The organism is Rhizobium sp. 05L429, assembly GCF_056397645.1.
This window is the reverse complement of record NZ_JBFTNV010000010.1, coordinates 43,224-60,123: the sequence shown is the minus strand read 5'-3', so window position 1 is coordinate 60,123 and position 16,900 is coordinate 43,224. Positions and strand designations below refer to the sequence as shown.

General features: G+C 60.4%; 16 protein-coding genes and 2 pseudogenes. 11 read left to right on the top strand and 7 right to left on the bottom strand.

Annotated elements, in window-relative coordinates:
* Nucleotides 1-7 precede the first annotated feature (7 nt).
* Both AC1DNW_RS12765 and AC1DNW_RS12760 read left to right on the top strand, forming a co-directional pair.
* Complete coding sequence (locus AC1DNW_RS12765) at nucleotides 8-1,432, top strand: M24 family metallopeptidase (protein WP_477852934.1); 1,425 nt, start codon at nucleotides 8-10, stop codon at nucleotides 1,430-1,432.
* Between the two features lies 1 nt (nucleotide 1,433).
* Nucleotides 1,434-2,108 carry a flavin reductase family protein gene (locus AC1DNW_RS12760; protein WP_477852932.1) on the top strand — a complete coding sequence of 225 codons (675 nt, stop codon included), beginning with the start codon at nucleotides 1,434-1,436 and terminating at the stop codon, nucleotides 2,106-2,108.
* A gap of 85 nt (nucleotides 2,109-2,193) precedes the next feature.
* Here AC1DNW_RS12760 and AC1DNW_RS12755 read toward each other — a convergent pair whose 3' ends face one another.
* Entirely contained in the window at nucleotides 2,194-3,279 is a 1,086-nt protein-coding gene (locus AC1DNW_RS12755; RefSeq protein ID WP_477853128.1) for a LacI family DNA-binding transcriptional regulator, read from the bottom strand.
* A 226-nt stretch (nucleotides 3,280-3,505) separates the two neighbouring features.
* Here AC1DNW_RS12755 and AC1DNW_RS12750 point away from each other — a divergent pair, with 226 nt between their 5' ends.
* The 7 genes and pseudogenes from AC1DNW_RS12750 to AC1DNW_RS12720 all read left to right on the top strand — a co-directional run.
* Nucleotides 3,506-4,339 (top strand): ABC transporter substrate-binding protein, encoded by an 834-nt coding sequence (locus AC1DNW_RS12750; protein WP_477852930.1) that lies wholly within the window; start codon nucleotides 3,506-3,508, stop codon nucleotides 4,337-4,339.
* Nucleotides 4,340-4,399: 60 nt separating this feature from the next.
* Nucleotides 4,400-5,908 (top strand): amino acid ABC transporter permease/ATP-binding protein, encoded by a 1,509-nt coding sequence (locus tag AC1DNW_RS12745; RefSeq protein ID WP_113334948.1) that lies wholly within the window; start codon nucleotides 4,400-4,402, stop codon nucleotides 5,906-5,908.
* A gap of 18 nt (nucleotides 5,909-5,926) precedes the next feature.
* Nucleotides 5,927-6,934, top strand: coding sequence for a Gfo/Idh/MocA family protein (locus AC1DNW_RS12740; protein ID WP_477852928.1), 1,008 nt, complete (start codon nucleotides 5,927-5,929; stop codon nucleotides 6,932-6,934).
* Between the two features lie 41 nt (nucleotides 6,935-6,975).
* Nucleotides 6,976-8,106, top strand: coding sequence for an NAD(P)/FAD-dependent oxidoreductase (locus AC1DNW_RS12735; protein ID WP_477852927.1), 1,131 nt, complete (start codon nucleotides 6,976-6,978; stop codon nucleotides 8,104-8,106).
* A gap of 58 nt (nucleotides 8,107-8,164) precedes the next feature.
* Nucleotides 8,165-8,395: pseudogene (locus AC1DNW_RS12730) on the top strand (LysR substrate-binding domain-containing protein); the annotation flags it as partial.
* A gap of 222 nt (nucleotides 8,396-8,617) precedes the next feature.
* A complete protein-coding gene (locus tag AC1DNW_RS12725; RefSeq protein WP_477852925.1) occupies nucleotides 8,618-9,586 on the top strand; it encodes a cyclase family protein in 969 nt (322 codons plus the stop codon).
* Nucleotides 9,587-9,621: 35 nt separating this feature from the next.
* Nucleotides 9,622-10,213: pseudogene (locus AC1DNW_RS12720) on the top strand (LysR family substrate-binding domain-containing protein); the annotation flags it as partial.
* Nucleotides 10,214-10,268: 55 nt separating this feature from the next.
* On the opposite strand, the gene AC1DNW_RS12715 reads toward AC1DNW_RS12720, so the two are convergent.
* Nucleotides 10,269-11,015 (bottom strand): SDR family NAD(P)-dependent oxidoreductase, encoded by a 747-nt coding sequence (locus AC1DNW_RS12715; protein ID WP_477853126.1) that lies wholly within the window; start codon nucleotides 11,013-11,015, stop codon nucleotides 10,269-10,271.
* A 500-nt stretch (nucleotides 11,016-11,515) separates the two neighbouring features.
* Here AC1DNW_RS12715 and AC1DNW_RS12710 point away from each other — a divergent pair, with 500 nt between their 5' ends.
* Nucleotides 11,516-11,770, top strand: a complete 255-nt coding sequence (locus AC1DNW_RS12710) for a type II toxin-antitoxin system ParD family antitoxin (RefSeq protein ID WP_477852923.1) — start codon at nucleotides 11,516-11,518, stop codon at nucleotides 11,768-11,770.
* Nucleotides 11,770-12,063: a type II toxin-antitoxin system RelE/ParE family toxin gene (locus AC1DNW_RS12705; RefSeq protein WP_477852922.1), complete on the top strand. Its 294-nt coding sequence runs from the start codon at nucleotides 11,770-11,772 to the stop codon at nucleotides 12,061-12,063. The genes AC1DNW_RS12710 and AC1DNW_RS12705 overlap by 1 nt, the downstream gene beginning before the upstream one ends.
* Nucleotides 12,064-12,132: 69 nt before the next feature.
* Here AC1DNW_RS12705 and AC1DNW_RS12700 read toward each other — a convergent pair whose 3' ends face one another.
* From AC1DNW_RS12700 to AC1DNW_RS12680, 5 genes are read right to left on the bottom strand one after another with little or no spacing between them, the layout of a single operon-like run.
* Complete coding sequence (locus AC1DNW_RS12700) at nucleotides 12,133-13,080, bottom strand: dihydrodipicolinate synthase family protein (protein ID WP_477852920.1); 948 nt, start codon at nucleotides 13,078-13,080, stop codon at nucleotides 12,133-12,135.
* Nucleotides 13,081-13,104: 24 nt separating this feature from the next.
* Nucleotides 13,105-14,058, bottom strand: coding sequence for an ABC transporter ATP-binding protein (locus AC1DNW_RS12695; protein WP_477852918.1), 954 nt, complete (start codon nucleotides 14,056-14,058; stop codon nucleotides 13,105-13,107).
* Nucleotides 14,059-15,075, bottom strand: coding sequence for an ABC transporter ATP-binding protein (locus AC1DNW_RS12690; RefSeq protein ID WP_477852916.1), 1,017 nt, complete (start codon nucleotides 15,073-15,075; stop codon nucleotides 14,059-14,061).
* Between the two features lie 8 nt (nucleotides 15,076-15,083).
* Nucleotides 15,084-16,001, bottom strand: coding sequence for a dihydrodipicolinate synthase family protein (locus AC1DNW_RS12685; RefSeq protein ID WP_477852915.1), 918 nt, complete (start codon nucleotides 15,999-16,001; stop codon nucleotides 15,084-15,086).
* A gap of 19 nt (nucleotides 16,002-16,020) precedes the next feature.
* Nucleotides 16,021-16,899, bottom strand: a complete 879-nt coding sequence (locus AC1DNW_RS12680; RefSeq protein ID WP_477852913.1) for an ABC transporter permease — start codon at nucleotides 16,897-16,899, stop codon at nucleotides 16,021-16,023.
* Between the last annotated feature and the right edge of the window lies 1 nt (nucleotide 16,900).

Sequence of the window (16,900 nt, the reverse complement as noted above, 5' to 3'; positions counted from 1 at the left end):
AACACCCATGACCCCTAGCGCAACCAAGTCTGGCTCCTACCGTGTCGGTTCACTGCTGGCCGATTTCCAGCCGGATTTCAATTTCGATGCGCCGCTGCCGCTGCCGGTCGAGGAATTCGAGGATCGCCTGCGCCGCATCCGCCGTCAGGCCGTCGAAGCCGGACATGATGCGCTGCTCGTCCATACCGGCAGCGTCGGCTGGTTCCACACGTCGAACTACTACCTGCGCTACATCTGCGACTGGATGCGCGAAGGCGTTCTGATCATCCCGACCGACAGCGACAAGCCGCTGACGCTCTTGTCCTTCTTCACGCAATCCGTTCTTCTGCCGCCGGGCGGCGAGCCTGTTCTGGTCGAGGATATCTGGCAGATCGGCCCGATCGGCCGCGAATATGCCGACCGTCCGGGCGATAGCATCGTCAAGACGGCCGAGAAATGCGCCGAACTCCTCGCCGGCATGGGGCTCGCCAAGGCCCAGATCGGCCGCATCGGCGACCGGACGTCGCTGATCTTCTGGGCGGCACTCGACGAATTGATGCCGAAGACGAAATTCGTCGCCGATAATGCCATTCTCGACCGGATGCAGAAGGTCCGCTCGCCGCGCGAGATCACCATGTTCCGCGCCGCAGCCCAGCTCATCAGCATCGCCACCCAGGCGGCCTATCATGTCGCTAGGCCCGGTGTGACCGACCACGAGATCTACGCCGCCTTCACCCAGGCGCAGCTCACCTATGGCGGCGAGACCGGCGACGGCTACCAGATCGGCATCAACGAGTTCGGCACCCATTGCGGCAAGCCTTACGGCCACGTCGTGCGGCCAAGTGACCTGATCAATCTCTATGTCTCCAACGTCACCTATCGCGGCTACACCGCCCAGACCGCTCGCATGATCGCAATCGGCGGGATCACCCAGCGGCAGGAGGAGGTGCTCGAGGCTTGTACCGAAGGCGTCAAGCGGGCCGAGAAACTGATCCGCCCCGGCGCCCTGATGCGTGACGTCAACAACGCCGCCTTCGAGCCGATGATCGAGCGCGGCATGCTGGCCTCGCCCGAGGCGCGCACCATGCCCTACAACTGGGCTCCGTTGGACGACGGCAGCGCCCGCCTCATCCCGCGCCAGTATGTGAAGAACATCGACTGGGAGGCGCAGGGTCGCAAGCTCATGCATGTCTACCCGGCGACCCACGGGCCGCATAATCCCAATCTCGGCCACTCCGTCGGCATGGCCGGTGGGCAAAACAGCTTCAACATCTCCTCGCATAATTATGACCGGATGGAAGAAGGCATGGTCTTCGTGCTCCATACGCAATGGCTGGAGCCTCTTTCTGCCGGCTGCAATGTCGGCGACATGTATGTCGTCACCAAGGATGGGTTCGAGAACCTCTCCCGCCACACCCCGCTTGAACTCCACCGCATTGCTGCCGAGGCCTGATATGACCAATACGACCCCTGGCCACACCCATTTCGACTTTGCCAACCTCAGCGAGCGCGAGCGCTACAAGATCCTGATCGGCACGGTGATCCCGCGCCCGATCGCGCTGGTGACGACCGTCAGCAAGGACGGCCAGCCGAACGCCGGCCCTTTCAGCTTCTTCAACGTCCTGACCCACGATCCGGCCATCGTCGCCATCGGCGTCGAGAACTACGCCGACATGCGCTTCAAGGACACCGCCCGCAATATCCGCGAGACCGGCGAGTTCACCGTCCACATCTGTGACAATGCGCTGGTCGACCAGATGGAGGTCTGCGCCATCAAGTTCGGCCCCGAGGTAAATGAGATGGAGGAGGCAGGCCTTGCGACCGTGCCCGGCCAGATGGTCCGCAGTCCGCGAATCCTTGCAGCCCCGGCAGCCTTGGAATGCCGCCGTCACACGACGCTGCAGGTCGGGCCGGCCCGGGAGATCATCCTCGGTGAGGTCGTTGGCGTCTTCGTCCRCAGCGACGCGGTCAATGCGTCGAACCTGCATATCGACCAGCAGATGATGGATGCCGTCGGCCGCATGGGTGGCCACACGTATGCCCGTACGCGTGACCAGTTCGACATCAAGACGCTAACGCCACAGGAGTGGGAAGGCCGAAAGAGCGTGTCGAAGACGGCTGCCGAATGAGAGGAAGCCTATCCCACCGCTGCAGATTCAGAGACATAGGGCTCGAAGAGAGTGACTGATTGCAGGGTCGAAGGTTCACACCCCTTCAAGAGCAGTCAACGCGATCAACGCACTTTGCCGTGGAAGCGCGTTCAACGAACTCCGTTTTCAGAACTACCTTGCGGGCAGACTGACCTTCGCGACTTAATCGATCGACCAACAGTTCGGCTGCTTTTGCTCCGAGATCGTAGACCGGCTGACGCACGACGGTAACAGGGGGCGTCGTTACCGACGTCCAGTCCGCATCGTGAAACGAAATTAGCGACACGTCGTCTGGGATGCTAAGCCCCAGCTGACGGTGAACCTTGAACACCTCCAGGGCAATAATACTGTCCGATGCAATGATCGCCGTCGGACGTTGCGCCGATTGTAGCATTTCGCTGACGATGCGGTGCGTCTTACTTGGCGTCATAGCACCAACCTGGACCCATTTATCCATGTTGATCAAGCCAGCCTCATGGCAGACACCGAGATAGCCTTCGATGCGCCTGCGCACCGAGCCGGTATTGATGTCTTCCACCGCACGGAAGCTATGGTCCGGCGTGTCGCAGGCGGTAAGATAGGCGATGCGCCGGTGGCCGAGCGCAATCAGGCGACGCGTGATGTTCTCGGCGGMATGCCGGTCGTCAGCAATCACGGTGTCGACATCGAGTGTGTCGCTTGCGCGGTCGAGCAACACGAGGGGCAACCCGGAGCGGATAGCCTCATGCAGGTGCTCGACATCATGGTCATTTGCCGGCGAGACGATGACGCCATCGACACGCTTGGCAAGCAGAGTGCGCATGGCCGCTCTTTCCGCGTCAACATCTTCACCGGAATTGATGAGAATGACAGTGAATCCCGCCCGCCGGGCGACATCGGAGATGCCGCGCACCGCGAGGCTGAAGAAGGGATTCTCGATATCACCCACTACCACTCCGATCGTGCCGGAGCGTCCCGTCGTCATGCTGCGAGCAAGCTCGTTCGGTCGGTAATCGAGTAAGCGAGCCGCGGCTGTGACGGTCTCGCGCACCCGGTCGCTGACCGTTCCGTAGCCGCCCAGCACGCGTGCAGCCGTTGCCTTCGAGACGCCGGCCTTGAGCGCGACGTCGGCGACTGTGACGGAAACCGATTTTGGCGCGCTTTTGTCCATAACCGGTAGGCTTACAAGAGAACTTGACGAGTGGCAAATGCGAATATAACAATTGCTAATAACAAAAGAGACCGGTCTCTTCGCTATTGAGACCGGTCTCAAACATAAAAAGACTTCCGACATGCGAACTGCTGGGGCCGGGTGGGTGAGATCATGCCGCCGTCCGGATGGGGCCTATGCGCCTCAAAATTATCGCAGACCAACGCCGCCAGAGGAGACAAATGCAATGCAACTTACTCAAGCCTTCACATCCGCCTTTGCCAAAATTCGCGCGACCTCGATCGCGGTCACGCTCGGTGCCCTTGCTGGCGCAGTGACGCCGGCACTTGCCGACAATCCGCTTGGCCTCATCGATGCCGCCACGATCAGTGTCGGCACGATGGGCGATGCCAAGCCCTATGCGTTCACAACCGCGGACGGAAACTTTACCGGTTTCGACATCGAGCTTTTCCTCAACGTCGCCGAACGCCTCGGCTTTAAGAAGGTGCAGGTGGTCTTCACCGGCCAGGAGTTCTCGGCCCTGATGCCCTCCGTCGCCAACGGCCGCTTCGATGTCGCAGCCGCTGCGATTGGCACGACGGACAAGCGCAAGGAGACCGTTGATTTCTCCGACGGTTACCTGGCTGGTTTCCTGAGCGTCTTGTCTCCCGAGGCTGGTATTACCGACGCGTCCGGCCTCAAGGGCAAGCGTCTCGGCGTCGTGCAGGGCACATTGCAGGAAATCTATGCCGAGAAGAACTTTGCCGGCACAGATCTCGTCAAGTTCCCGGACAATAACTCTGCCGTTTCCGCGCTTAATAACGGCACGGTGGACGCCCACTTCCTCGATTTCGAGGCTGCGAAGGACTACTCCGCCCGCTATCCCGCTCTGAAGATTGCGGTCAACATTCCAAGCTTCGATGCGCCCGCCGGTTTCGTCATCCGCAAGGGTAACGATGCGTTGCGCGAGGCGCTGAACAAGGGCCTGAAAGAAGCGATGCAGGATGGCACCTGGAAAAAGCTGCACGAAAAATGGTTCCCCGGTACACCGATGCCGCAGGCATATCTTCCCAAGCAGTAATGCCGCCTTCCGGTCCGGCCTTCACTGGTCGGACCGGCCTTTCTTTCAAGGGATTTCCGAATGGACTGGCTTGAAAACCTGCGCCGCAGCTTCCTCGACTGGGATGCCATGGCTGAAGTGCTGCCGACGATGATCACGGTCGGTCTGAAGAATACGCTGATCCTGGCTGCGACCTCGACGGTGCTTGGCGTCGCCATCGGCATGGTGCTCGCGATCATGGGCATTTCCCGCTCGCCCTGGCTGCGCATCCCCGCTCGTCTTTATACCGATATTTTTCGCGGCCTTCCCGCCATCGTCACAATTCTCCTGATAGGCCAGGGCTTTGCCCGCATTGGCCGCGAACTCTTCGGTCCGTCGCCTTACCCGCTTGGCATCCTGGCGCTGAGCCTGATTGCCGGCGCCTATATCGGCGAAATTTTCCGCTCTGGTATCCAGAGCGTCGATCGCGGCCAGATGGAGGCTTGCCGGGCGCTATCGATGAGCTACGGCCAGGGCATGCGGCTTATCGTCGTGCCGCAGGGCGTGCGACGCGTCCTGCCGGCCCTCGTCAACCAATTCATCGGCAACGTTAAGGATTCAAGCCTTGTCTATTTCCTTGGGCTTCTGGCCTCCGAGCGCGAGATCTTTCGCGTAGGACAGGACCAGGCGGTGGTGACCGGCAACCTTTCACCGCTTCTGCTGGCGGGTGTGTTTTATCTCATCGTCACAGTGCCACTCACCCATGTCGTCAACGCGATCGACAATCGCCTGCGGATTGGCAAGCCGCGCCCCTTTGTCATCACCAGTGGGCTGGAGGAAGTCAGTGAACTCGACAGTGCCGCTCGCGCGACCGATGTCTCGTTCAAGGGCGGCAGCCTCGATGTGCGCCGTCTCGGTATGGCCTACGGCGACCTTGACGTGCTGAAGGGAGTCGACCTTTCGGTAAAGCCGGGCAGCGTCACCTGCATCATCGGCCCGTCCGGTTCTGGCAAATCCACCCTGTTGCGTGGGCTCAACCGTCTGGTCGAGCCCAAGAGCGGCGATATTCTCATCGACGGTGAGAGCATTCTCTCCATGAGGCCGGAAACGCTGCGCCGCCGGGTCGGCATGGTCTTCCAGCATTTCAACCTCTTTCCGGATCACACGGCGCTGGAAAACGTCATGCTGTCACTGACGAAAATCAAAGGCCTGCCGGCAGCCGAGGCAGAACGCATCGCCAAGGCAAGGCTTGCCGATGTCGGCCTTGCCAGCCGCCAGCACCATCGTCCGGGCGGTCTGTCCGGCGGCCAGCAGCAGCGCGTCGCCATTGCCCGTGCGCTTGCCATGGAACCGGAAGTCATCCTGTTCGATGAGGTGACGAGTGCACTCGATCCGGAATTGGTCAAGGGCGTCCTCAACCTCATGGCCGAACTCGGCATGCGCGGCATGACCATGGTCGTTGTTACGCACGAAATGGGGTTTGCCCGCAGGGTCGCCGATCAGGTCGTCTTCATGGACGAGGGACGCGTGGTGGAAGCAGGCACGCCAGAGGCAATATTCGACAACCCGCAGAGCCCGCGTCTCCAGCGCTTCCTTGCGGAAGTGCTCTAAGCGTCGGGAGAAGAAAAAATGACACGAACGATACGATGGGGCGTGCTCGGTTGCGCGGGCATCGCTGCCAAGGCGGTCATTCCCGCCATCCAGTCCAGTCGCCTGGGGCGCGTCGCAGCAATCGCTTCGCGCGATGCCGACAAGGCCAAAGAGATGGCGGCGCGCTTCGACATCGCCAAGTCCTATGGCAGCTACGAGGATCTGCTTGCCGATCCGGAAATAGATGCGATCTACAATCCTTTGCCCAATCATCTGCATGTGCCACTGACGATCAAGGCGCTGGAGCATGGAAAACCAGTGCTCTGCGAGAAGCCGATCGCGCTTGATGCCGCGCAGGCGATAGCACTGGCGACGGCACAAAAGGCGGCCGGCCTGCCGGTCGCAGAGGCCTTCATGGTGCGCCACCATCCACAATGGAAGACGGCACGCGCGTTGATCGCCGGGGGACGCCTCGGCGAAGTGCGGGTTATCCAGACGATCTTCTCCTATTATCTCGACGACCCCGGGAACGTACGAAACCAGGCTGAAATTGGTGGCGGCGGTCTGTTCGATGTCGGGTGTTATGCCATCAACACGGCGCGTTTCCTGTTCGACGCGGAACCGGTTCGGGCGATTGCGCTCATGGAGCGCGATCCCGTCTTTGGCACGGACCGCCTGACGAGCGGGCTGCTGGCCTTCCCGGAGGGAAGGCAGCTTGCCTTCACCTGTTCCACACAGCTCGCTCTCACGCAGAAGGTTACGGTGCTTGGAACGCGCGGGCGTCTGGAAATCCCGATTCCCTTCAACGCACCGGGCGATGAGCCGACGATCCTTATCTTCGACGATGGCCGCGATCTGGCCGGGGGCGGTCGTGAGGAGATCGCAATCGCGCCAATCGACCAATATCGCGAACAGGTCGACGCATTTGCTGAAGCCGTTCTCTCCGGCAAGCCTGTCGAGACCGGGCTTGGCGATGCAATCGCGAACATGAAGGCGATCGACGCGCTTTTCCGCTCCGCCGCCAGCGGCCACTGGGAAGAGCCCTGACCGCTTCACCCATCCATATAACAATCAGTTGAAAGCCAACCATGACCAACAACACCATCTCTTCGACCGCCATCATCGGTGCCGGTATCTTCGGCGTCTCAACGGGCGTGCAACTTGCGCGGCGCGGCATCAAGGTCACGATCCTCAATGACGGCTCGCCCGCCAACGGCGCATCCGGCCGCTCGCTCTCCTGGCTGAACTCGGCGCGCATGCGCTCTGAGCCATATCATCAGCTGCGTATGGCCGGCATCGACCGTTATCGCACGCTCGCCGCGCAAAATCCCGATGCGGAATGGCTTCGTTTTGATGGGGGACTGACCTGGGACGCGCACGACGAGCGCAACGAGATCGAAGCAGCCTATCGCCACGAGGTTTCGCTTGCCTATGACGCGCAGAGGCTTTCCGCAGCCGAAGTCGCTCGCATCGTACCAGGTGTCGACGCGGGCGCAATCACCCCGCAGGGCGCAATCTTCAATCCCGGCGAAGGTTGGGTCGATCTTCCGACGCTGATTGGTGTCCTTCTTGAGGAGTTTGTTGCGCTCGGGGGCGTTCTGGTGACGGATCAAGGGGCTGCGCGGGTCGTGATTGACGGTGGTCGTCCGATTGGCGCGGAAACTAGAAATGGTTTCCGCCATCAAGCGGATGCTGTTGTGCTCGCGACCGGCCCAGCCGTGCCGAAGATGGCTGCGGAAAGCGGGCTGATCATCTCAGATGGGACCCCCATCGCCCTTCTTGTGCAGACCCGGCCGCTCGCCCATCCACTGCGCGCTGTTCTGAATACACCGCGCGTCGCTGTTCGCCCAGCGCCAGGCGGCACCTTCTCGCTGGATGCCGACTGGGCGGCCGACGAGGGCGTGACAGTGCGCGCAGACGGCAGCTATGATATCGACGATAGCGTGGTTGCAGAGCTTCTGGCAGAAGCTTCGAAGGTGATGGAAGGCAATCCGCAACTCGAGGTCGCTTCTATCGGCGTTGGTGGCAAGCCCATCCCTGGCGACGGGGAGCCAGTGATTGGGGCTATCAAGGCTATCCCAGGCTATTACGTGGCGTTCAGCCATAGCGGCGCAACACTCGGTCTCATCGTAGGTGAGTTGCTCGCGTTCGAGCTTGTGACGGATACCGAGCATCCCATGCTGGCGACCTTCCGACCTGAGCGTTTCTCAATGCGTTGAAGTCAAGGCGGCGTCGAGCGAGAAGCAACGCCCGATCCCCGCAGGATCTTGCAAAGGTATCCGCCTGCATATCGAAAGCGGCACCACCGATGACATCATCCGCCATATCGAGGCAGGCCGCATCAATCTCCGCTTGATCCCGCCGGTGGAGAATATCGGCTCCTTACGCTTCTTCGCGATTGCCCATGAGCGTTACCTGCTGGCCGTCGCTAGGGACAGCCCGCTGGCCTTGAAGAGCGAGATCGATCTCGAGGATCTGCGCTCCGAGAAGATCATCTCGTTTTCCCGCTAGAATTTCTCCTACAGCGAGCGCTGTTTCGCGGAAAAATTCGAGGAGCATGACCTGACCGACGATAGAGGCCAACTGCCCGTCGGCTTCCTGTTGTCGGGGCTGGCGCGGACTGATGAACAGCTGCTGTCGGTGGCGCTTGGCGCCGAGCCGATCATTCGCGGCGAAACGATCTGAAGGCGGTCGCTCCCGCGGCTGCGAACGCGAACAAGGAGAGTTGCAATGTGCATGGCATGCTATGTCGACGAGGCGACGAAAAGCAAGATCATCGCTTACAATGCCGAATTTCATAAGGTGACGAAGAGCCCCTACGGCAGCGATGACGAAATCGGCATGCTCAACCTGATCGACGCACGGTCGCGCTCGGCGATCATCGGCCGCACCGATGCCTCGAAGGTCTTTGACCTCTCGGTCGACCATTTCGTCGGCATGCCCGGCTGGTTCGGCGCCGGCGACCAGCCTTATCAGATATGGATGACCCACACGCCGCAGGGCGAAATCGTCGCCAACACGATGGGCGTGACGCGCGAACAAAACGAGCTTGTCGCCTATTCCGGCGACAGCATCTCGATGTACACCCATTGCGGCACCCATATCGATACGTTCAACCACTTCGGCTACAATGGCGAGATCTTCAATGGCTTCACGGCGCGTGATCACCTCGGCAGCCGTGCCTGGGATGTTTGCGGCCCGGAAAAATATCCGCCGATTTTTGCACGCGGCATTCTTCTCGATATCGCGGCTATGTATGGTGTCGATACACTGCCGCCGAGCCATCCAATCGGCAAATCCGACATCGTGGACTGCCTTAAGAAGCAGGGCCTAGCAATTCTGCCAGGCGATGTCGTTTTGCTTCGCACTGGCCAGATGCTGTTATGGCCCGACCTCGCCTTCACCAGAAATACACCTGGCCTCAACCGCGAGGGAGCCGAGTTTATTGCCAAGCACGGTGCCATCATGATCGGCGCCGACAACCTGACACTCGAACAGACGCCCTCGGCGCATGAATTGAACTTCTTTCCCGTACACACCTATCTGCTGGCGGAAGCAGGTGTTCCCATCCTGGAAATGGCTTACCTCGAGGAACTTGCCGGCGAGAAGCTCTACGAATTTGCCTTCTTCGGCGCATGCATCAAATTGCGCGGAGCGACGGGCACACCGATGCGACCAGTGGCGATGCCACTGACCTGAGCGCAGCGGACCAAACGCGACGCGAAATTGCAGATCCCGCCACGATCGGCGTGCTGCCGGCCTTCCTGTTGCGCATTACCCGCAAATACCCCGATATCCGCATGCATATCGAAAGCGGCACCACCGACGACATCATCCGCCATATCGAGGCAGGCCGCATCAATCTCGGCTTCATCAGGCCGGTGGAGAATATCGCTCGCTGCGCTTCTTCTCGATTGCCCATGAGCGCTATCTGCTGGCGGCCGCCAAGGAGAGTGCATTGTCTGCAAAGAGCGAGATCGATCTGGAGGATCTGCGATCGGAGAAAATCTCTCCTTTTCCCGTCAGAACCTTTCCTACAGCGAGCGCTATTTTGCGGAAAAGTTCGAGGAGCATGATCTGACCGACAATGTCGCCTACACCTGCGACGATACCTTCTCGCTCGTGTCTCTGGTCTCGGCCGGTCTTGGCATCGGCTTCGTGCCGGAATGGACTCAGGATCTGCCGAACCGCGGTTTCGAACTGAAGACGGTGAGGGGTGTCGATTTCAAGATCGGGCTCGGGATCGCCTGGAATCGGGAGGATCCGACCGCCGGCCGTGACGATATCATCGATATCGCTCGGTCGCTTGCACGGCCTGGTAGGTGATGGAACGCAAGGGCTTTCAGCCGATCGCAGTGCCGCGTGGTGGCAACCGATGCACTTAGTAAGTCGTTCTTCCGCCGCTAAGATCGAATGTGGACGCCGTCGTGAACGAGTTTTCCTCCGACAGGAGCCATACCGTCATCGCCGCGATCTCCGTGAGTTCGGCGAAGCGATCTCGCGGAATCCTGACCAGCATGTATTCAATGAATTCCGGTGTAAGGCCATCGAGTATCGGCGTCTTCGCTGTGGCGGGCGTAATGGCGTTGACGGCAATTCCGGTCTTCGCAAGCTCTTTGCCTAAAGACTTGGTGAAGCCAAGCACGCCTGCTTTGGCAGCACTATAGGCCGCGATATTCGGGTTGCCCTCTTTTCCGGCCACAGATGAGATATTGACGATCCGACCGTAATTGCGTTTCAACATGACCGGCACAACGTGGCGGCAGCAGTTGAATGTGCCCGTCAGGCAAACGTCTACGACACTGCGCCACTCCGAGACATCGTATTMGATCGTCGGTTTGACCTTTCCCGTAATCCCCGCCGAATTCACCAGGCAATCGATCCTTCCGAAGACCTCCTCTGTCGCCGACGCCGCGCTGCCGATGAGCTCGAAATCTGTTACGTCGACCTCGAATGCGCGGGCATTCGGTCCGAGTGTCCTGGCACTATCGGCCAAACGACTGCCATTTGAATCCCAGAGAGCAACTTTCCCGCCGGACTGGATCACCCTTTCGGCGATGGCATAACCTATCCCCTGTGCGCCGCCGGTGACGACGGTCACCCTGTCTTTCAAGTCAATCGAATTCATAAAGCGCTCCTCCAGCACGTTCTGAATACACCCGCCGAATTGAACAGAACAAACCTCATTTCGGTCCCTGCCTTGAAATCAGAACCTGGCAGGAAAACCGCAGTCAAAGCGGATGTGTCACGATCCTAGCGATCTGGCGACATCTCGCCAGCGCAAACTCGACCTTCCCCCGGAAAGCATTCATCGAGTTGTCGGGAGGGAGGGGACCGCCGACATGCTCGAGAGAAAGCGTTGCCCCTCATCAACGAAATCAGAATAGTGTGCGTGATGCGTGAAAGCTGAGATCCTCTGCGGCCGGTCGAGGAAATCGCGGCGACTGTCCGGGACGCGCGTGGTGCGGATTGGAAAAACTGACGTGCGTGTTGGCGCGTTTCAGGCCAGAAGCCTTGATAATGGCTGAGCGTTGGATCGAACCTTCTCAAGAGCGTGAATTGAAACCTCACCATCAGTTTGACAAACTTTGCCATCAGCAACTATCTTGAGGCAACAAGGAGACTCCAATGGCGACGATGAATGTATCTCTGCCAGCGCCCATGAAAGACTGGGTCGAAGCACAGGCCAAGACGGGTCGATACTCAAACGCGAGCGATTATGTCAGGGACCTGATCCGTAGAGACCAAGCCCGTACGGATAAGATTGCCGAKATGCAGCGCTTTGTCGACGACGKGATTAGAAGCGGCGTTGGGAGCCGGTCAAGGGACGAATTGTTTGCTGAAGCCACCGCTCGAGCCGAGATCGACCGTGGAAGCGCTTGATGCCATTCACCCTTTCGATCCAAGCGGAAGAGGACGTTGTTTCCATTGCAGAAGAAGGCATCCGCATCTTCGGAGTACTCGTTGCCAGGCGATATCACGATGAGCTTTTTGCCTTGCTCGAACTCATCGCCACCAACCCAAGAATGGCTCGCGAACGCTATGAGATTTCTCCTCCTGTCAGGATCCATCCGTTCAAGGCACACCTTGTGGTGTATCGCATCATTGAAGACGGGAGCATATTCGTGATCCGTATCCGGCACGGCCATGAAGATTGGGCGGGAGACACTTTCTAATCAATGCCTTCGCCGAATTCATAACGTGCTGGTCGCGAGTGCGAATCCGATCAAGACCGCCAACGCGCCTCAAACTGTGAACCAGTAAAACAGCTCGGGGAGCTCAGACATTGCAATGCTTCGCAACCTCACGGCTTCCGAGGCGTCGATCGATCGGTAAGGAAACCGCAGACGAGTCCCCACGGGTCCCCAATTGCCGATCGCGCTCAGCAATTTGTCGAGCGCGGCGTTCGAATACCCATGGTTCTGGCGGAAAGGAACGATGTGCCTGTCCATGAACGCACAGATCCGCCGCTCAAGATCGAGAGCGGCGTCGATATCGTCGCGCATTGAAGCCGTCCACGTCTGCGCGCCACGGGGACTGAGGCAGGCGACATTAGAAAACGAGCCTGCCGCCACACCCTCCTTCGTGCCGGTTGCGAGATGATGGCCGGGAACGAAGAGCGATAGCCCCGACAGATGTTGGCGGACTTCGGCATACCATGAGCTGTCGCCATCGGCGAGCTTGATGCCGGCAATACCGGGCACTGCCGCGCAGACGGCGCCCAGTTCCTTGGGCGTGAGGACGCGTTTTGCGTGTGGCGGATTGTAGAGAATGAGCGGGATGCCATCGGCAATTTCCGCAGCACGGCTCAGAAAATCGATCGCCTCGGCATCGGTGAGCGGCCACCAGTCCGGCAATATTACCTGAATGGCTAGGGTATCGAACTCAGAAGCGCGCCGGACGCGGTTGAGCATGATCAGCGGGTCCGGCTGGCAGGCGCCAATCACGAATGGCGTCGAGGATGCGCCGCAGCGCTCGGCTAGCAACGCTTGTATCCTGTCGAACTCCTCCTCGGTCTGATTGTGGAATTCGCCGGCGGTGCCGTTCGAATAAATGCCGTCGACGCCGGCCTCGATGAGGATATCGATCTCCTCACTCAGCTTGTCGAATTCGATGCTGTCGTCGGCCGCAATCGGCAGAAGCAGGCTCGCCCAGTTTCCGCGCACGGCCGGATGCGACGTCTTCGCGTTCATCTCTTGTTTCCCTGTGACTTCAGTTCAGTTGAGATCGTCGCGAATGCAGGCCTTGAACTGGCCGGGCGCGACTTCGCGCAGTTGCGGAACCGCGCCCGCGCAGGCATCGAGCGCACTCGGACAGCGCGTGCGAAAGACGCAACCGCTCGGCGGGTTGGCCGGACTTGGAATATCGCCTTTGAGGATCTGCCGGTCGCGCCTGGCATCCGGATCGGGTGACGGAATGGCCGAGAGCAGGGCGCGCGTATAGGGATGCTGCGGTCTCGCATAAAGGTCTGCGCTCGGCGCGATCTCCATGATACGGCCGAGATAGAGCACGATCACCCGGTCGCAAATGTATTCGACGACGGCGAGGTCATGCGAGATGAACAGCATGGTCAGGCCGAGCCGTTGCTGCAATTCGCGGAGAAGGTTGATCACCTGCGCCTGGATCGAGACGTCGAGCGCGGAGACCGGTTCATCGGCCACAATGAATTCGGGCGACAAGGTCAAGGCGCGGGCAATTCCGATGCGCTGGCGCTGCCCGCCGGAAAACTCATGCGCATACCGGTTGATCGCATCGGCTGGCAACTCGACCTGGGCCAAGGCGGCTTGGGCTCGTTCAAGCCTGTCGCGTGCCGATCCGATCCCCTGGATCTTCAAGCCTTCCGTAAGGATTTCGCCGATCGTCATCCGTGGTGACAGGCTGGCGAAGGGGTCCTGGAAAATATACTGCATGCGTGGCCGTTGCCGTCTCAGCGCCGAAGCCGAAAGGTCAGTCAGCTCCTTCCCGTCGAAGCGGACGCTGCCTGAAGACGGTTCGACCAGCCGAAGCACGGAACGCCCGATCGTGGTCTTTCCGCTGCCGGATTCGCCGACAAGCCCGACGACTTCACCCTTGCCGATATCGAAGGAGATGCCCTGCAGAATATTCAGCCGCGTGCCGCGGGAAGTATAATGTTTCGAGAGGTCGCGGACAGAGAGCAGTGGTTCGCTCATCTAGATCTCCTGCCATCTGATGCAGCGGCTGCGATGCTGCGAATTGATCTCTTCAAGTGCGGGAACCGCGGCGCGACAGGCATCGACCGCGAATTTGCAACGCGGGGCAAAGGCACACCCGCTCGGCATGTTCATCAGGCTCGGAACCATGCCGGGAATGGCAGAGAGCTTTTCACCGGCCTGTTTCATCCGCGACGCGTCGCCAAGGCGCGGCATGGAAGCGAGCAGGCCCATCGTATAGGGATGCTTCGGATTGCGGAAAACCTCGCCGACCGGTCCTTCTTCGACGATCCGTCCGGCATACATCACCGCGACGCGATGGGCGATTTCGGCGACGACGCCGAGATTGTGAGTGACGAACAGCATCGCCATGCCACGCTCGCGCTGCAGCTTGAGAAGCAGATCGAGAATCTGCGCCTGGATCGTCACGTCGAGCGCCGTGGTCGGTTCGTCGGCAATCAAAAGCGCCGGATCGCAGGCCAGCGCCATGGCGATCGTGGCGCGTTGGCGCATGCCGCCGGAAAGTTCGTGCGGATATTGGCCGGCGCGGCGCCTGGCGTCCGGGATGCCGACGCTTTCAAGCAGCGTGACGGCGGCATCCATCGCGGCCTTGCGGCTTGCACCGCGATGGATACGGATCGGTTCGGAAATCTGATCGCCGATCGTGAAGACGGGATTGAGGCTCGACATCGGCTCCTGGAACACCATCCCGATGTCGTCGCCCCTGATCCTGCGCATGCTCTCCTCGTCGAGGGACACAAGATCCTGGACCGCGCCCGAGCGTGTGGTCAGACGGATGCTGCCGGCGGCAATCACGCCGATATTGCGGGTGAGCAGCCGCATCACCGAGAGGCTGGTCACCGACTTGCCGGAGCCGGATTCGCCGACAAGCGCAAGTGTCTCGCCGGCGGCGACCGTCAAGTCGATATCGTTGACCGCCGTGATCTCGCTGCCGCGGACGCGGAAGATCGTTCGCAATCCCTTGATGTCGAGTACGGGTTCGGCGGTCTGTTCCATCTGCTCGCTCAGTTCAGAAGGCCGGTCGCGCGCAGGATCCCGTCGATCCGCGCGGTTTCGGCATCGTTCAGAGCAGCGCGCGGTCGCGGCATCACGGCAGACTCGATGATGCCCAGGCTGCGCATGGCGGCCTTGAAGGCACCGATGCCGGATGCGCCGCCGCTCACACGGCCCTGCGCGACCCAGACGATTTCGAAGAGACGGCAAAGCCGCTCCTGCTCCTTCTTGGCGGCGACCCAGTCGCCACGCTGGGCGGCATCCCAAAGGCGGACGTAGCCGTGGGGATCGACATTGGCGATACCGGGAACGACGCCGTGCGCACCCATCAGGAGAGCATTGTCGACGACGATCTCGGAGCCGGTCATCAGGAAGATGTCCTTGTGTTCGGCGAGGTCCAGGAGCGCGTAACGGAAGTTGCCGTCGTCGCCGCTGGAATCCTTGAGACCAATGATCGCGCCTTCTTTGGCAAGGGTCACGACCGTCTGGCGCTGCAGCTTGACGTTCACGCAGACGGGAATGTCGTAGGCAACCAGCGGAACGTCCACCGCGTCGCGAATATAGCGGAAGTGATCGAGGATCTCGGACTGGCTGGTGACGGTGTAGAAGGGTGCGGTCACCACGACCGCATCGGCGCCGGCCGCCTTTGCGACCTTCGAATGGGCGATGACACGATCCGTGGTCGGATCGATGACGCCGACGATTAGCGGCACGCGCCCGTTCACCACCTTGGCGGAATGCTCGATGATTTCGCGCCGGGTCTTTTCGTCATGGAAGATGACTTCGCTCGTCGAACCCAGCACGAAGACTCCGTGGCAGCCGGCATCGATCAGATGTTCCAGCACCCGTGTATAGGAGGGGTAGTCGACAGTGAGATCCGGATTGAGCGGCGTGACGACGGGGGGAACAACACCCTTGAATTTGGTCATTTTCTCTTTCTTTCGATTGTCAGTTCAGTTCGGCACGTGGGTCGAAGGCATCTCTGAGGCCATCGCCAATGAAGTTGATCGCAAGCACGGCAAGGATCAGCGCGGCGCCGGGGAAGAGCCATTGCCACGGATATTGTTCGAGCACGGCCGTCGAACGGGCCGCATTCAGCATGTTGCCCCAGCTTGCCGCCGGCGGCGCGATGCCCAGGCCGAGGAAGGACAGGCCAGCCTCGAGCAGGATGGCATTGGCGATCTGCAGCGTTGCGTAGACCACAAGGATATCGATCGAGTTCGGCAGGCCATGGCGGAAGAGCAGGTGGCCGATGCCGGCACCCATGCCGCGCGCGGCCATGACGAAGTCACGCTCGCGCAATTCCAGCAGTCGGGAGCGGATCATGCGTGCAAGCAACGGCCATGAGAGAAGCGAGATGACGACAACCGTCGGCCAGATGCCGGTGCCTGCAATCGAAGCAAGCACAAGCAGAAAGATGACGGGCGGCAGGGTCATCACCAGATCGACGAAGCGCATGGAAGCTGCATCGGCCCAGCGTCCGGCAAGCGCCGAGATGGCTCCGAAAAGAAAGCCGATGACCGCGGAAAGAGCCGTCGATGCGACGGCAACCAGGAGCGAAATCCTGCCGCCTTCCAGCACCCGCGCAAAGACGTCGCGGCCGACGCCGTCGGTTCCGAACCAGTGCGTCTTCGTCGGACCGCTGTTCATCGCCAAAAGATCGATGTCATTCGGTCGGAAAGTCCACCACAGCGGGTAGGAGAGGATCAACAGCAGCATGGGAACTGCGATGCAGACGCCGGCAACGGCGGCGCGATTGTGCAGGAAGCGTCCGAAGGCGCGGGCAAGTGGCCCTGGGCTGCGGGATTGCGGAGAGCGTGCCAGCATG

Excerpts from the sequence above, each read along its gene's own strand:
- AC1DNW_RS12765 (WP_477852934.1), top strand. The coding sequence starts at position 8 with ATGACCCCTAGCGCAACCAAGTCTGGCTCCTACCGTGTCGGTTCACTG.
- AC1DNW_RS12750 (WP_477852930.1), top strand. The coding sequence starts at position 3,506 with ATGCAACTTACTCAAGCCTTCACATCCGCCTTTGCCAAAATTCGCGCG.
- AC1DNW_RS12745 (WP_113334948.1), top strand. The coding sequence starts at position 4,400 with ATGGACTGGCTTGAAAACCTGCGCCGCAGCTTCCTCGACTGGGATGCC.
- AC1DNW_RS12740 (WP_477852928.1), top strand. The coding sequence starts at position 5,927 with ATGACACGAACGATACGATGGGGCGTGCTCGGTTGCGCGGGCATCGCT.
- AC1DNW_RS12735 (WP_477852927.1), top strand. The coding sequence starts at position 6,976 with ATGACCAACAACACCATCTCTTCGACCGCCATCATCGGTGCCGGTATC.
- AC1DNW_RS12725 (WP_477852925.1), top strand. The coding sequence starts at position 8,618 with ATGTGCATGGCATGCTATGTCGACGAGGCGACGAAAAGCAAGATCATC.
- AC1DNW_RS12705 (WP_477852922.1), top strand. The coding sequence starts at position 11,770 with ATGCCATTCACCCTTTCGATCCAAGCGGAAGAGGACGTTGTTTCCATT.
- AC1DNW_RS12700 (WP_477852920.1), bottom strand. The coding sequence starts at position 13,080 with ATGAACGCGAAGACGTCGCATCCGGCCGTGCGCGGAAACTGGGCGAGC.
- AC1DNW_RS12695 (WP_477852918.1), bottom strand. The coding sequence starts at position 14,058 with ATGAGCGAACCACTGCTCTCTGTCCGCGACCTCTCGAAACATTATACT.
- AC1DNW_RS12690 (WP_477852916.1), bottom strand. The coding sequence starts at position 15,075 with ATGGAACAGACCGCCGAACCCGTACTCGACATCAAGGGATTGCGAACG.
- AC1DNW_RS12685 (WP_477852915.1), bottom strand. The coding sequence starts at position 16,001 with ATGACCAAATTCAAGGGTGTTGTTCCCCCCGTCGTCACGCCGCTCAAT.
- AC1DNW_RS12680 (WP_477852913.1), bottom strand. The coding sequence starts at position 16,899 with ATGCTGGCACGCTCTCCGCAATCCCGCAGCCCAGGGCCACTTGCCCGC.